At 64.5% G+C, this 15,170-nt stretch carries 14 protein-coding genes; 4 read left to right on the top strand and 10 right to left on the bottom strand.

The features are described from left to right. Positions 1-66 precede the first annotated feature (66 nt). A complete protein-coding gene (locus IFT57_RS25820) occupies positions 67-669 on the bottom strand; it encodes a lipopolysaccharide kinase InaA family protein (RefSeq protein WP_192153119.1) in 603 nt (200 codons plus the stop codon). A 351-nt stretch (positions 670-1,020) separates the two neighbouring features. On the opposite strand from IFT57_RS25820, the gene msbA reads away from it, so the two are divergent. Both msbA and hldE read left to right on the top strand, forming a co-directional pair. Further along, the gene (msbA, locus tag IFT57_RS25815; protein WP_122796307.1) at positions 1,021-2,829 is read left to right on the top strand and encodes a lipid A export permease/ATP-binding protein MsbA; all 1,809 of its coding nucleotides are present in this window, start codon (positions 1,021-1,023) and stop codon (positions 2,827-2,829) included. 370 nt (positions 2,830-3,199) lie between these two features. Continuing rightward, entirely contained in the window at positions 3,200-4,621 is a 1,422-nt protein-coding gene (hldE, locus tag IFT57_RS25810) for a bifunctional D-glycero-beta-D-manno-heptose-7-phosphate kinase/D-glycero-beta-D-manno-heptose 1-phosphate adenylyltransferase HldE (RefSeq protein WP_122714894.1), read from the top strand. Positions 4,622-5,179: 558 nt separating this feature from the next. On the opposite strand, the gene IFT57_RS25805 is transcribed toward hldE, so the two are convergent. From IFT57_RS25805 to IFT57_RS25790, 4 genes are read right to left on the bottom strand one after another with little or no spacing between them, the layout of a single operon-like run. Next, positions 5,180-6,145, bottom strand: coding sequence for a metal ABC transporter ATPase (locus tag IFT57_RS25805; protein WP_122795589.1), 966 nt, complete (start codon positions 6,143-6,145; stop codon positions 5,180-5,182). Positions 6,146-6,186: 41 nt separating this feature from the next. Next, positions 6,187-6,999 (bottom strand): aldo/keto reductase, encoded by an 813-nt coding sequence (locus IFT57_RS25800; protein ID WP_192153118.1) that lies wholly within the window; start codon positions 6,997-6,999, stop codon positions 6,187-6,189. Next, complete coding sequence (locus tag IFT57_RS25795; protein ID WP_192153117.1) at positions 6,996-8,171, bottom strand: NAD(P)/FAD-dependent oxidoreductase; 1,176 nt, start codon at positions 8,169-8,171, stop codon at positions 6,996-6,998. The genes IFT57_RS25800 and IFT57_RS25795 overlap by 4 nt, the downstream gene beginning before the upstream one ends. 42 nt (positions 8,172-8,213) lie before the next feature. Beyond that, complete coding sequence (locus tag IFT57_RS25790; RefSeq protein ID WP_122714898.1) at positions 8,214-8,546, bottom strand: DMT family transporter; 333 nt, start codon at positions 8,544-8,546, stop codon at positions 8,214-8,216. A gap of 145 nt (positions 8,547-8,691) precedes the next feature. On the opposite strand from IFT57_RS25790, the gene waaA reads away from it, so the two are divergent. Further along, a complete protein-coding gene (gene waaA, locus IFT57_RS25785; RefSeq protein ID WP_192153116.1) occupies positions 8,692-9,963 on the top strand; it encodes a lipid IV(A) 3-deoxy-D-manno-octulosonic acid transferase in 1,272 nt (423 codons plus the stop codon). 79 nt (positions 9,964-10,042) lie between these two features. Further along, positions 10,043-10,204 carry a YqaE/Pmp3 family membrane protein gene (locus IFT57_RS25780; protein ID WP_122477081.1) on the top strand — a complete coding sequence of 54 codons (162 nt, stop codon included), beginning with the start codon at positions 10,043-10,045 and terminating at the stop codon, positions 10,202-10,204. 48 nt (positions 10,205-10,252) lie between these two features. Here IFT57_RS25780 and IFT57_RS25775 read toward each other — a convergent pair whose 3' ends face one another. The 5 genes from IFT57_RS25775 to pqqB are packed head-to-tail and all read right to left on the bottom strand — an operon-like array spanning position 10,253 to position 15,144. After that, positions 10,253-12,082: a S9 family peptidase gene (locus tag IFT57_RS25775; RefSeq protein WP_192153115.1), complete on the bottom strand. Its 1,830-nt coding sequence runs from the start codon at positions 12,080-12,082 to the stop codon at positions 10,253-10,255. Continuing rightward, complete coding sequence (gene pqqE, locus IFT57_RS25770; protein WP_192153114.1) at positions 12,048-13,208, bottom strand: pyrroloquinoline quinone biosynthesis protein PqqE; 1,161 nt, start codon at positions 13,206-13,208, stop codon at positions 12,048-12,050. Before pqqE ends, IFT57_RS25775 begins: the two co-directional genes overlap by 35 nt. Then, on the bottom strand, positions 13,162-13,455 hold the full coding sequence (pqqD, locus tag IFT57_RS25765) for a pyrroloquinoline quinone biosynthesis peptide chaperone PqqD (protein ID WP_122477086.1): 294 nt from the start codon (positions 13,453-13,455) through the stop codon (positions 13,162-13,164). Before pqqD ends, pqqE begins: the two co-directional genes overlap by 47 nt. Beyond that, a complete protein-coding gene (pqqC, locus tag IFT57_RS25760; protein ID WP_122714902.1) occupies positions 13,452-14,204 on the bottom strand; it encodes a pyrroloquinoline-quinone synthase PqqC in 753 nt (250 codons plus the stop codon). Before pqqC ends, pqqD begins: the two co-directional genes overlap by 4 nt. A gap of 28 nt (positions 14,205-14,232) precedes the next feature. Further along, positions 14,233-15,144, bottom strand: coding sequence for a pyrroloquinoline quinone biosynthesis protein PqqB (pqqB, locus tag IFT57_RS25755; protein WP_122800790.1), 912 nt, complete (start codon positions 15,142-15,144; stop codon positions 14,233-14,235). Positions 15,145-15,170: the final 26 nt, after the last annotated feature.

Below are 15,170 nucleotides of genomic sequence, written 5' to 3'. Positions count from 1 at the left end.
TGTCAGATGAACCGCGGTTTGCCCTTCGCGGCCACGGACCGCTCCTACGGGGGACAGGCCATGGTGCTACTTGAGCAGGGCTTTGTTGAGCTCGGCCAAGGGGAAGCAGGCGGTCAGTTTCTCGCGCTCCAGATACCGGGCGAAATGCTCCAGGTTGCGCTTGATCAAGCGCTTCGACAAAGGCCCGCGGGTGAAGCTCATGTCGGCCATGTCGATCAGGCCCAATTCCCCTTCGGGGGTGACGATGACATTGCCCAGGTGCAGCGAGCGGAAATACACCCCTGAGCGATGCAACCGGCGAATCATGGCGATCAGCGGTTCCAGGCTCTGTTGCCAGGTGAAGTCGGCGGTGTCCATCAACTGGCGCAGATTCCTGCCTGGCAGCGGTTCGTACAACACCGCCGTCATCCCGGGCTTGTCCAAGCGGTAATGCTGCAGCACCTTCAAGGTCGGCACGCCCAGTTGCTGCAGGCGTTGGGCGTTGGCGATGAAACGGGCCGAATACGGGCGCAGCAGGGCCGAGGAAAACAGGCGTTTGCGGCGGAAGAGTTTCAAGATCTTGCCGTCTGCGAGCAGGTACACTTTCGCGCCATGGCTGTCGGCCTCCAACACCTTGGCGCCGGTGATCAGCGTGTCAAAAGCGGCCAGAGGAAGGCGGGTGCATTGCATCGTGATAAGGCCTTGATTGAAGAGGGCGGGTGGCATGATGCCCAAAAGCGCCGGCATGTTCTACCGCCAGGCCGAACCGCGGTGCGCCCTTCGCGGCCACGGACCGCTCCTACAGGGGGTCGCAGTGTACCTGTGGGAGCGGGCTCTGCCCGCGAAACAGGCGCTGCGGTGTGGCAGACGAACTGCGGTGCGGCTTTCGCGGCCACGGACCGCTCCTACAGGGGGGCGCAGTGTACCTGTGGGAGCGGGCTCTGCCCGCGAAGGGCGCGACTGGGTCTTGCTGAGGCACTGCAATCCCCCATCCGCCCCCTGTGATAAAATTCCCGTTCTACGCCAACAGTGAGTTAGACGATGAGTGATTCACCGCGCCCAGCGGAACAGGATTCAAGCCTGAAAATCTATTTGCGACTGCTCGGCTACGTTCGCCCCTACGTGGGCATGTTCCTGATCAGTATCATAGGTTTCGTGATCTTCGCCTCGACCCAGCCCATGCTGGCCGGCATCCTCAAGTATTTCGTCGACGGCCTGAGCAATCCCGAGGCGGTCCTGTTCCCCAACGTGCCCTACCTGCGCGACCTGCAGTTGCTGCAGGCGGTGCCGATCCTGATCGTGCTGATTGCCGCCTGGCAGGGTCTGGGCTCCTACCTGGGCAACTACTTCCTGGCCAAGGTATCGCTGGGCCTGGTTCACGACCTGCGGGTGGAGCTGTTCAACAAGTTGCTGGTGTTGCCCAACCGCTACTTCGACACGCACAACTCCGGCCACCTGATCTCACGCATCACTTTCAACGTGACCATGGTGACCGGCGCCGCGACCGATGCCATCAAGGTGGTGATCCGCGAAGGCCTGACGGTGGTGTTCCTGTTCATCTACCTGATCTGGATGAACTGGCAACTGACCCTGGTGATGCTCGCCATTCTGCCGCTGATCGCAGTCATGGTCGGTAGCACCAGCAAGAAATTTCGCAAGCAAAGCAAGAAGATTCAGGTCGCCATGGGCGACGTGACCCACGTGGCGTCCGAGACCATCCAGGGCTACCGGGTGGTGCGCAGCTTCGGCGGTGAAGGCTACGAGCAGACCCGTTTCGCCAAGGCCAGCCAGGGCAACACCGACAAGCAACTGCGCATGACCAAGACCGGCGCGATCTACACGCCGATGTTGCAGCTGGTGATCTACACCGCCATGGCCGTGCTGATGTTCCTGGTGCTGTACATGCGTGGCGATGCCACGGCCGGTGATCTGGTGGCCTACATCACCGCAGCCGGTTTGCTGCCCAAGCCGATCCGCCAGCTGTCGGAAGTCAGCTCCACGGTGCAGAAGGGCGTGGCCGGCGCCGAAAGCATCTTCGAGCAGCTGGACGTCGCCCCCGAGCTGGACACCGGCACGGTGGAGCGCGAGCGCGTTGGCGGTTCGCTGGAAGTGCGCAACCTGAACTTCACCTACCCCGGCACCGATCGCCAGGTGCTCAGCGACATCAACTTCACCGCCAAGCCTGGGCAGATGATCGCTTTGGTAGGGCGCTCGGGCAGCGGCAAGTCGACCCTGGCCGGTTTGATTCCGCGCTTCTATCACCACAACCAGGGCGAAGTGTTGCTCGATGGCGTGGAGATTGCCGACTATCAATTGCGCAACCTGCGTCGGCACATCGCGCTGGTGACTCAGAGCGTGACACTGTTCAACGACAGTGTGGCCAATAACATTGCCTACGGTGACCTCGCCGGCGCGCCGCGCGAAGACGTGGTGGCGGCGGCAGCCGATGCCTATGCCAAGGAGTTCATCGACCGTCTGCCCGAAGGTTTCGACACGCAGGTGGGCGAGAACGGCGTGCTGTTGTCCGGTGGCCAGCGCCAGCGCCTGGCGATTGCCCGGGCATTGCTCAAGAATGCCCCGGTGCTGATTCTGGATGAGGCGACGTCGGCGCTGGATACCGAGTCGGAGCGGCATATCCAGGCTGCGCTGGACCATGTGATGAAAGGACGGACCACCTTGGTGATCGCCCACCGACTGTCGACCATCGAGAAGGCCGACCAGATTCTGGTGATGGACCAGGGCCGCATCGTCGAGCGCGGCACCCACGCGCAGTTGCTTGCGCAGAACGGCTATTACGCCAGGCTGCACGCCATGGGCCTGGACGAACCTGCGAAAACCGACATCACCTGAGTGCCCCGTAATTCCGGCCCCCTGTGGGAGCGGTCATCGGCCGCGAATGGGCGGCGCGGTGTATCGGGTGAACCGCGGCGGGCCCTTCGCGGCCACTGACCGCTCCCACAGGGGATCGCCGCTCGCACATGGTGATCCGCGGCGCACCCTTCGCGGCCATTGGCCGCTCCTACGGGGGATCACCGCTCGCTTGTAGGAGCGGTCATCGGCCGCGAATGGGCGGCGCGGTGTATCGGGTGAACCGCGGCGTTCCCTTCGCGGCCACTGGCCGCTCCTACGGGGGATCATTGCTCCCGAGGTGGGGTGGGGGGCCTATCGGGTGCTTGCGTGTTAATATCGCCGCCCTGTTCATTTTGTATGTGGGTTGCCCATGAAGTTATCCATGCCGCGATTCGAGTCGGCCCCTGTATTGGTGGTCGGCGATGTCATGCTCGACCGTTACTGGCATGGCGGTACTTCGCGCATCTCTCCAGAAGCACCGGTGCCGGTGGTCAAGGTCGAACAGATCGAGGATCGGCCCGGTGGTGCCGCCAACGTTGCGTTGAACATTGCCGCGCTGGGTGCGCCGGCTTCCCTGGTGGGCGTGACCGGTACCGACGAGGCCGCCGACAGCCTGGGCAACAGCCTGCAGGCTGCTGGCGTCACGGCGGTGTTCCAGCGCATTGCCCACCAGCCGACCATCGTCAAGCTGCGGGTCATGAGCCGCCATCAACAACTGTTGCGCATCGACTTCGAAGAAGCGTTCGCAACCGACCCGGTAGCGCTGGGCAACGAAGTCGAAGCGCTGCTCGAAGGCGTCAAGGTGCTGGTGCTGTCGGACTATGGCAAGGGCGCGCTGAAGAACCACCAGGCGCTGATTCAGGCGGCGCGGGCGCGCAATATTCCCGTGCTGGCCGATCCCAAGGGCAAGGATTTCTCGATCTATCGAGGCGCGAGCCTGATCACGCCCAACCTCAGCGAATTCGAAACCATCGTCGGCGGTTGCGCCGATGAGGCAGACCTGGTGGCCAAAGGCGCCGCGCTGATGAGCGAGCTGGATCTGGGCGCACTGCTGGTGACCCGTGGCGAGCACGGCATGACCCTGTTGCGCCCTGATCATCCAGCCCTGCACTTGCCTGCGCGGGCCCGTGAAGTGTTCGACGTGACCGGCGCTGGCGATACGGTGATCTCCACCCTGGCGGCGGCCATTGCTGCGGGTGAAGAGTTGCCCCATGCGGTGGCCCTGGCCAACCTGGCGGCGGGCATCGTGGTCGGCAAGCTGGGTACGGCGGCGATCAGCGCGCCCGAGCTACGCCGCGCCATCCAGCGTGAGGAAGGTTCGGAACGCGGCGTGTTGAGCCTCGAGCAGTTGCTGCTGGCGATCGACGATGCGCGGGCGCACAACGAGCGCATCGTGTTCACCAATGGTTGTTTCGATATCCTCCATGCGGGCCACGTGACGTATCTGGAGCAGGCTCGAGCTCAGGGCGACCGGCTGATCGTGGCGGTCAACGACGACGCTTCGGTGAGCCGTCTGAAAGGGCCTGGGCGCCCCATCAATAGTGTCGACCGGCGCATGGCGGTGTTGGCCGGGCTGGGGGCAGTAGATTGGGTGATCAGCTTTGCCGAAGGTACACCGGAAAACCTGCTGACCCATGTACGCCCGGACGTGCTGGTGAAAGGGGGTGATTATTCGGTGGAGCAAGTGGTGGGCGCCGATATCGTGGCCGCCTATGGCGGCACGGTAAAGGTACTGGGGCTGGTGGAAAACAGCTCGACCACCGCAATCGTGGAAAAAATCCGCAGCCGCTGATTATCCGTGTGTAACCGATGGTCCGCAGCGTGGCGTTCGCGGCCACGGACCGCTCCTACGGGAGTGTGCAAATCTTGCGTAGGAGCGGTCATCGGCCGCGAAGCATTCGTTGCGGTGCATCAGGCGGACCGTGGCGTGGCGTTCGCGGCCACGGACCGCTCCTACGGGAGTGTGCAAATCTTGCGTAGGAGCGGTCATCGGCCGCGAAGCATTCGTTGCGGTGCATCAGGCGGACCGTGGCGTGGCTTTCGCGGCCACGGACCGCTCCTACGGGTGTGTGCAAATCCTGCGTAGGAGCGGTCATCGGCCGCGAAGCATTCGTTGCGGTGCATCAGGCGGACCGTGGCGTGGCGTTCGCGGCCACGGACCGCTCCTACGGGAGTGTGCAAATCTTGCGTAGGAGCGGTCATCGGCCGCGAATTGGCAGCGCGGTGTGTCAGGAGAACCGCAGCGCGGATTTCGCGGCCACGGACCGCTCCTACGGGTGTGTGCAAATCTTGCGTAGGAGCGGTCATCGGCCGCGAAGCAGGCGCTGCGGTGCATCAGGCGGACTGAAGGTTATTTGTGCAAGCCGCTGCGCACCTTGCGCACCAGCACCCGGGCCTTGACCTTGAACTTCTGCAAGCTGGTACGGGGCTTCTTCGGGATGGCCAGGCCTTTTTCCGCTACCCAGTCGCGCCAGCGCACGCGTTCCTCGCGCACCAGCCAACCTTCTTGCGCAGCGAAACTCTCGGCCAGGTAAACCCCCCGTGTGCCTGCAGCGTGCAGCTTGTCCTTCTTCAAGGTGTACAACTCGGCGACCGGCTGACCGTCCTTCAGCGGGATCAGGTACAGGTCGGGCTTGCTCCGACTCAAACGGGTGATCAGCTCACCTTTTTCCAGGCGTTCCTCCACATGGAACAGACTCAGCCCCTTGGCCTGGGGCGGTACCTCCAGACGCAGGTCGTAGACCAACTGCAACGAGGCCGTCGGCACATGCACGTACGCTCGCGGCCGCTCGATCAGGTTCAGGCTGCCACAACGCACCGGGCGCGCCGCGCCGGAACGGGTGCTCAAGCGAAAGGGCAGGGGCTCGTGATAGCGCAGCACCTGGTCATACGGCGTCGGCAGCCAGGTGTCGTTGAAACGCCCGCCCAACCAGCCTTCCGAAGTCTCCAGCAGACACTCCTCGGCAATTTCCTGAATGGCCGTGTGCAACGGCAGGTTCACCTCATGGGCCGGCACATAGCCGGAGATCAGCTTGAGCACGACATCGCCGCGGTCTTCGCGGCGTTGACGCACCAGCACCCAATAGTCGCGGCCACGCCAGTTCAAGGTCAGGCGTACCGACACGCCGAGGTTGGCCAGTTCCACGCGAAAGCGTTCGCTGTCACTCACCTCGACCGGTTTGCGCCTTTCCAGGGTCTGAGCGAAATTCAGGGGCATGCCCACGGCTTCATAACTCAGGGCTTCGGGCGTGGCGTCGACGACAAGGGGCAGGGTCTTGAAATTGCCAGGGTTCTTTCGTGTCAGGGTACGCGGCATTACGGCTCCTTCTTGCGTCGGGGTCGGCCGCGTCGGCGGCGTCAATTCCTGAGTAGCACGGCAGCGGCTGTCGCTACGTTGTGGGACAGGTGCAGCGGATTTATCGTTCCGACAATAGCACTGGCGACCCCAGGGTGGGCGAACAGCAACTCGAAGCTGGCGCGCACCGGATCGACCCCCGGTGCCAGGCAGGCATGACCGCTGGCCAAGGCCTTTTTCACCAGGATGGCCTTGCCGTGGGCAGCGGCGTAGTCGAGCACCGGGCGCTCGGACTGCTCGCTCAGGTTGTAGGTGACCATGGCGCAGTCCCCGGTTTCCAAGGCCTTCAGCCCGCCCTGCACGGTTTTTCCGGAAAAGCCGAAGCCGCGAATCTTGCCCTCGGCTTTCAGCGCCGCCAACGTCTGGTACACCTCACAGCCCTCGAGAATCTCCAGGTCGTTGCCGTCCGAATGCACCAGTACCAGGTCGATGAAGTCTGTTTCCAGGCGTTTCAGGCTGCGTTCCACCGAGAACCGTGTGTGCTCGGCGCTGAAATCGAAGCGTGACTGCCCGGCCTCGAATTCTTCACCGACCTTGCTGACGATGACCCACTCCTGACGCTGGCCACGCAGCAATGGGCCCAGGCGTTCCTCGCTGATGCCATAGGCCGGCGCGGTGTCGATCAGGTTGATGCCCAGCTGGCGCGCCTGGTCGAGCAACATGCGCGCCGCACTGTCGTCCGGAATGGTGAAGCCGCTGGGGTATTTCACCCCTTGGTCGCGGCCCAGCTTCACCGTGCCCAGGCCCAGGGGGGAGACCCGCAGGCCGGTGTCGCCCAGCGGGCGGTGCAGATCGTGCAAGGTCGGCAGGCTCATGGCAGCAGTTCATCCCAGACAGGTGTGGCCAGGGCCGGCTTGGGCAACTCGGGCAGAGGGGCATGCGTGCGCGGTGAAATGCCATCGCGCTGCAAAGCGCCAATGACCCGGTCGGCGAAGTCGGGTGCCAGCGCCAGCTTGGTCGGCCAGCCCACCAGCAAACCAGGTTGGTCGGCCAGGAAGGCATTGTCCGGGCGAACCAGCCCTGACTGCGCAGGCTCGGCGCGATTGACCCGCAACGTGGCCCAGCGCATCTGGCTTTGGTCGACCCACGGCAACAGGTGAGCGATTTCCTTCTGCGCCGCGGCGATCTGCTGCGCCGGCTCGCGGGCCACGCCGTCAGCCTCGGCGATCTCGCCACCCATGTACCAGACCCATTGACCATCGGCCCCCGGATGGGTGGTGACGGTGATGCGCGGCTTCGGCCCACCCCCCAGGCAGTGGGCATACAACGGTTTCAGGTTGGCGCCCTTGGCCAGCACCATGTGCAGCGGCCGACGCTGCATGGTGGGTTGTTCGACGCCCAGCGCGGTCAACAGCGCCTGGGTGCCTTCGCCGGCACTGAGCACCACGCGCTGGGCACGAATCACCCGGCCATCGACGATCAGGCCCGCCAGGCGGCCCTGGTCATACAAAGGCTCGATGCGCTCGCCGGCCAGCAGCCCATCACCAGCCAGTTCGGCCAGCCGCGCGACCAGGCTGGGCACGTCGACCACCAGTTCGGCCAGGCGGTAGACCTTGCCCTTGAAGGCGCGGTCCTGCAACGCCGGCGGCAACTGCTCGCCCTTGACCTGATCGACCCGGCCGCGCACGGCCTTGCTGGCGAAGAAGCTGGTGAGGTTGCCCGCCAGGGTGCCCGGCGACCACAGGTAGTGCGCCTCGGACAGCAGCCGCACACCGGAAAGATCGAGTTCGCCATCACCGGCCAGCGCTTCACGCCAGCGCCGCGGCATGTCGGCAATCGCTTCGGACGCCCCGGTCAGCGCGCCGTGCAGGGCGTATTTGGCGCCGCCGTGAATGATCCCCTGGGCCTTGAACGTCTGCCCGCCGCCCAGGCGCGCGTTCTCCACCAGCACCGTCGAATAGCCCAGGGCGCGCAGCCGCGCGTTGAGCCAGAGCCCGGCGACACCGGCGCCGACGATGACGATATCAGTGGACAGTTCAGACGGCATTGCAGACCTCGCAGGCTTGGACAGGCGGGGGAGTATACAGCCTCAGTGCCCGGTGGTTTTCGAGAACAGCTGGATCACCACCACGCCCAGCACGATCAGTGCCATGCCGAGCATGGCCGGCAGGTCGAGCTTCTGCCCGTAGATGAACAGCGCGGCGACGCTGACCAGCACGATGCCCATGCCGGCCCAGATGGCGTAGGCGATGCCCACCGGCACGGTGCGCACCACCAGCGTCAGCATCCAGAAGGCGATGCCATAGCCGACCACCACCAGGATCAGCGGCAGCGGCGTGCTCAGGCCCTTGACCGCTTTCATGGACACGGTGGCGATCACTTCGGCGCAGATGGCGACGGCAAGAAAAACATAGGCGTTCATGATGGAGCTCCTTTTCGATGCAGGCATTCTAGGCGATGCGCGGCCACTGAGGGCTGGTCCCTTTCGAACCGTCAGCGGGCAATCGGTTCGCGCGGCGTTTGCCGACGCTTGGTCAAGCACGACGACCTGAGTACACTTCGCCGCCATGAACAGAACTCTCTACACCTTGCTGTTTCACCTGGGGCTGCCGTTGCTGGCCGTGCGTCTATGGTTGCGCGCGCGCAAGGCGCCGGCCTACGGGCAGCGCCTCGGCGAGCGTTTCGCCTACCGGCTGCCGGCGATGCAGCCGGGCGGCATCTGGGTGCACGCGGTGTCGGTGGGCGAGAGCATTGCCGCAGCGCCGATGATCCGCCAGTTGCTGCTGCGCCACCCCGAGCTGCCGATCACCGTCACCTGCATGACCCCGACCGGGTCGGAGCGCATCCAGGCACTGTTTGCCGGCGAGCCACGCATCCAGCACTGCTACCTGCCGTACGATCTGCCCTGGGCGTCCGGGCGTTTTCTCGACCACGTGCGACCGCGCCTGGCGGTGATCATGGAAACCGAGCTGTGGCCCAATCATATTCACCAGTGCGCCCGCCGCGGCATCCCGGTGGCGTTGGCCAATGGGCGGCTTTCCGCGCGTTCGGCCAAGGGTTACGCACGCTTCAAAGGCCTGACTGCGCCGATGCTGGCCGAGATGAGCTTGCTGGCGGTGCAGACCGCAACCGAGGCGCAACGCTACCTGGACTTGGGCGCACGCCCGGAATGCGTGCAGGTGACGGGCTCGATCAAGTTCGACCTCAGCGTCGATCCAGCCGTGCCCGTGCGCGCAGCCCGGTTGCGCGAGCAGTGGCAGGCACAGGAACGTCCGGTGTGGATCGCTGCCAGCACCCACGACGGTGAGGATGCGGTGATATTGGCCGCCCATCGGCAACTGCTGGCCAGCCATGCCGATGCCTTGCTGATTCTGGTGCCGCGGCATCAGGAGCGTTTCGCTTCGGTCCGTGGTCTGTGCCAGGCGCAGGGTTTCAGCACGGTGCAGCGTTCGCTCGATCAACCGGTCACGGCGACCACCCAGGTGTTGCTGGGCGATACCATGGGCGAGTTGCTGTTCCTCTATGCACTGGCAGACGTTGCCTTCGTTGGCGGCAGCCTGGTGGAGAACGGTGGGCACAACCCGCTGGAACCGGCAGCACTGGCCAAGCCGGTGTTGAGTGGGCCGCACATGTTCAACTTTCTCGAAATAGGCGCGATGCTGCGCGAGGCCGGGGCGCTGGTCGAAGTCGACGACGCGCAAGGCTTGGCAACGGCGCTGCGGCGGTGGCTGGAGCTACCTCGCGAAGCCGTGCGCAGCGGGCAGGCTGGGCTGGACGTGATGCGAGCCAACCAGGGCGCATTGAAGCGGCTGCTCGATGGCCTCGACGCCCGGCTCTAGGGCCTCGGTGATGCAGGCGCGTGTGGAACGCCAGGGATTGCCCGAGGTCTGTTATGCATCGACCTCAAGGAGCTGCACCATGGACATCATTCGTATCATTTTCGCCATTCTTCTGCCGCCAGTCGGCGTCTTCATGCAAGTCGGATTCGCCGGCGCTTTCTGGCTGAACATCCTGCTGACCCTGCTGGGCTACATTCCCGGCATCATCCACGCGGTGTACATCATCGCCAGCAGAAGGTAATGCCGCTGCCGGTGCGTTCGTCTGCCTGACGACCGCACCGGTGCAGACTCAAAGCAGATCGACCAGCCCGCGGTCGTCCTCCTGCATGACTTTCAGGTAGAAGCGCCATTCATGCTCCAGAGCATGGGCCAGGTTGGCTGCATTGCGAAAGCCGTGCCGCTCCTCGCCATAGTAGTGCGCTTCCACTGGCACACCTCCCGCCTGCAATGCGGCGACCATGTCACGGGTCTGCTGCGGCACCACTACTACGTCCAACTCCCCCTGAAAGAAAATCACCGGTGCCGTGATTCGGTCGGCGTGCAGCAGCGGCGTGCGCTCTTCGTAGCGCTGTCGGTCGCTGTCCGGGTTGCCGATCAGCCAGTCCAGGTAGTCGTTTTCGAACTTGTGGGTGACGCGCCCCAAGGCCGCAGGATCACTCACGCCGTACAGGCTGGCGCCGGCCCGGAACACATTGGCGAACGCCAGTGCGCACAACACCGTATAGCCGCCCGCACTGCCACCGCGCACGAACGCGCGTTGCGCATCGATGCGGCCCAGCTTGGCCAGGTAGTCGACCACGGCGCAGGCGTCCCGCACGTCGGTTACGCCCCAGCGCAGATGCAGGGCATCGCGATAGGTGCGACCGTAGTTGCTGCTGCCGCGATAGTTGAGGTCAGCCACGGCGAAACCGCGCTGGGTCCAGTATTGGATGCGTGGGTCGAAGACCGGGTAGCACGCCGAGGTCGGACCGCCGTGGATGAACACCACCAGTGGCGGATGGCGCTCGTCACTCTGCGCGGCATAGAAGAAGCCATGAGCCTGTTCACCGCCGCTGGGGTAGCTCAGCGGCTGCGGCAGACTGACCTGCTCGGCCGGCAGCGGCGAATAACCGCCCGCCAGGATGCGCAGGCTGTGATCATGCCGGCCGACGGCAATCACGGCCGAAGGCTGCAAGGGTGAACCGGCGATGGCGTAGAGGTGGTCGGCATCCATGGCCAACGCACGAAACCGCGTGAACTCACCACTGTAATCCAGGCAATGGCCCTGCCCATCGCTCAGGCCCAGGCGGCCGAAACCGTCGTCGAACCAACTCGCCAGATAACCCTGATCGGCAGCCGGGAGCCAGGTGCAGGCACCCAGTTGCCAAGGCGCTGCGGCATGGTCGGCCGGCGCCGCGGGCAGAGGCGCCCACTTGCCGTCGACTTCTGCCCACGGTTGCCAAAAGCCGTTCGCATCGGACAGGCAATACAACCGCCCTTGTTCATCGAAGCGCGGCTGCTGCAGGCTGAAACCGCTGGCCACGCATTCCGCCACGGCCGCCAGTTCGCTGCACATCAGCCGCGTCTGGGTCCAGGGCTGATGCGGACGGTCCCACTCGATCCAGGCCAGACGGGTGCCGTCCGGGCTCAACACCGGCGAGGCGTAGAAGTCGGCGCCTTCGGCCAGCACCCGATGGCGCTCGCTGGCCAGGTCGATCGCCACCAGGCGATGAATGTCGCCGTCTTCCTCGACCGCCAGCACCTGGCCTGCGGCATATTCCAACCCACCGTAACGCATCTGGCCAAAGCTCAAAGGCTGCGGCAGGCCACCGGTGGCCGGCTGCCGATACAGCTGCTGGTCGGCCTCGTTGACGAACACCAGTTCGTCGTTCGCCAGGCAGAACGAACCCCCACCGTATTCGTAGACCCGGCTGCGCGCGCTGTAACCGTCGGGCGTTAGGCAAACCACCACACCGTCCTGCTCGGTCCACAGGCGGCAGGCGCCATCCTGGGGACGGAACTCGTTCCAGAACACGCCAGCTGGGCCGACCCGTAGTTCGGCGAAATCGGTCCCGGCAGCTACGGCCTGGGAGGCGCTGAAGCGGTCATGCTTTGGCGATGAGGCGTGAGTTTCGGTCATTGCGAAAGGCCAATTGTTCGATCGTCTGGGTGGCGTGTTCCGCTTCTTCACGAGCCCGCAGGATCACGCCATGGTGGGGTGACTTGCTGCACACCGGATCGGCGTTGGCAGCATCGCCGGTCAGCATGAAAGCCTGGCAGCGACAGCCACCGAAGTCCTTCTCTTTCTCGTCGCACGAGCGGCATGGCTCCGGCATCCAGGCATAGCCGCGAAAGCGGTTGAAACCGAACGAGTCATACCAGATGTGCTGCAGGCTGTGATCGCGAACGTTGGGAAACTCCACCGGCAGCTGACGCGCACCGTGGCACGGCAGCGCGGTGCCGTCGGGCGTTACGGTGAGGAAAATGCTGCCCCAGCCGTTCATGCAGCCCTTGGGGCGCTCTTCGTAGTAGTCGGGCGTGACGAAAATCAGCTTGCAGGCGCTGCCGGCTGCTTCCAGCTTGGCGCGGTATTCATTGGTAATGCGCTCGGCACGCACCAGTTGTTCACGGGTGGGCAACAGGCCGGCACGGTTGAGTTCGGCCCAGCCGTAGAACTGGCACGTGGCGAGTTCGACGAAGTCGGCCTCCAGGGCCACGCACAGCTCGATGATGCGGTCGATCTTGTCGATGTTGTGCCGATGGGTGACGAAGTTCAGCACCATCGGATAGCCGTGGGCTTTCACTGCACGGGCCATTTCCAGCTTCTGCGCGAAGGCTTTTTTCGAGCCGGCCAGCAGATTGTTGACCTGCTCGTCGCTGGCCTGAAAGCTGATCTGGATATGATCCAGGCCGGCGGTCTTGAAGTCGGCGATCTTCTGTTCGGTCAGGCCGATGCCCGAGGTGATCAGGTTGGTGTAGAACCCAAGGCGCCGGGCCTCGCCGATCAACTGCGCAAGGTCCTGGCGCACCAGCGGCTCGCCGCCGGAGAAACCGATCTGCGCGGCGCCCATTTCGCGGGCTTCGGCCATCACCTTGAACCACTGCTCGGTGCTCAGTTCCTTGCCCTGGGCGGCGAAGTCCAGGGGGTTGGAGCAGTACGGGCATTGCAGCGGGCAGCGGTAGGTCAGCTCCGCCAGCAGCCACAACGGCAGTCCGACTTCAGGCGTGGGTGGCAGGCTGGGCAAGTTCGATCCAGTGCTGTGCACGGGCGACCTCCATGAATTGCTCGATATCGATGGCCAACTCGGGCACACCGGGGAACTGCGCGTCGAGCTCGGCGATGATCGCGGCCACGCTGCGTTGACCGTCGATCAGGCCACCGATGGCACTGGCACTTTCGTTGAGCTTGATCATGCCCTCGGGGTACAGCAGCACGTGGCCTTTCTGCGCCGGCTCGTACTGGAACCGGTAGCCCTGGCGCCAGCGCGGGGTTTGTAGACGATCGAAGCTCATAGGGCGATCCCCTTGTGCCAGACACGCTGGTCGGTAACGCTGTGATAGGGCGGACGGTTCAGCTCGTAGGCCATGCTCATGGCATCGAGCATGCTCCACAGGATGTCGAGCTTGAACTGCAGGATTTCCAGCATACGCTGCTGGCCTTCGACCGTCGTGTAGTGCTGCAGGGTGATGTGCAGGCCGTGCTCCACGTCGCGCCGGGCCTGGCCCAGGCGCGTGCGGAAGTATTCGTAGCCGGCCGGGTCGATCCACGGGTAGTGGGCTGGCCAGCTGTCGAGGCGCGACTGATGGATCTGCGGCGCGAACAGCTCGGTCAGCGAACTGCTGGCCGCTTCCTGCCAGTTGGCCCGGCGGGCGAAGTTGACGTAGGCGTCCACGGCGAAACGTACGCCGGGCAACACCAGCTCCTGGGAGCGCAACTGGTCGGGATCAAGGCCCACGGCCTGGCCCAGGCGCAACCAGGCTTCGATGCCGCCGTCTTCTCCGGGTGCGCCGTCGTGATCGAGCAGGCGCTGGATCCACTCGCGACGGATCTCGCGATCCGGGCAGTTGGCCAGGATGGCGGCATCCTTGAGCGGGATGTTGACCTGATAGTAGAAACGGTTGGCCACCCAGCCCTGGATCTGCTCGCGGCTGGCGCGGCCCTCGTACATGGCCACGTGATAGGGGTGGTGGATGTGGTAATACGCACCCTTGGCACGCAAGGCCTGCTCGAATTCGGCGGGGGTCATGGGGGTGTCGGACATTGCGGTTCTCCTGGGGAATGGGGCGCCACTACAACTCGATGCTCATCCCATCGAACGCCACTTCGACACCGCGCTTGGCCAGTTCGGCGCGCTGTGGCGAGTCTTCGTCCAGGATCGGGTTGGTGTTGTTGATGTGGATCAGCACCTTGCGCTGGCGCGGCAGGCCTTCCAGCACTTCCAGCATGCCGCCAGGGCCGCTCTGCGCCAGGTGACCCATCTCACGTCCGGTACGGGTGCCAACGCCGCGTCGCTGCATTTCATCGTCGTCCCACAGGGTGCCGTCTACCAACAGACAATCCGCGCCGGCCATGCGTTCGAGCAGTGCATCGTCGACCTGGCCCAGGCCCGGCGCATAGAACAGCGTGCCACCGGTACGCGTGTCTTCCACGATCAAACCCAGGTTGTCGCCTGGGTGGGGGTCGAAGCGGTGGGGCGAGTAGGGCGGGGCGGCACTGCGCAGCGGCAGCGGAGTGAAACGCAGGTGCGGGCACGCCGGAATCACGAAGCTGCCTTCAAGCGCGATGCGCTGCCAGTCCAGCCCGCCATTCCAGTGGCTGAGCATGGTGAACAGCGGAAAGCCGGTGCTCAGGTCTTGATGCACCATGTCGGTACACCAGACCTGATGCGGACACCCTTCGCGCAGGCTGAGCAGCCCGGTGGTGTGGTCGATCTGGCTGTCGAGCAGCACGATGGCTTGGATACCGGTGTCGCGCAGGGCCCGGCCTGGCTGCATCGGCGCAAAATTCTGCAGTTGCGCGCGAATGTCTGGCGAGGCATTGCACAGCACCCAGTTGACCCCGTCGTCGGACAGAGCAATGGACGACTGCGTGCGCGCATGGGCGCGCAGGCTGCCGTCGCGAAAGCCACTGCAATTGGCGCAATTGCAGTTCCACTGGGGAAAGCCGCCGCCGGCGGCGGAGCCAAGAATCTGGATATACATGGAGAACTCGCAGCATCAAGCCTGGA

The sequence above is a fragment of the Pseudomonas sp. CFBP 13719 genome, assembly GCF_014842095.1.
In the GTDB taxonomy this organism is placed as follows: domain Bacteria; phylum Pseudomonadota; class Gammaproteobacteria; order Pseudomonadales; family Pseudomonadaceae; genus Aquipseudomonas.
Note: the sequence above shows the minus strand (reverse complement) of the source record. Positions and strands in the feature narration are given on the sequence as shown.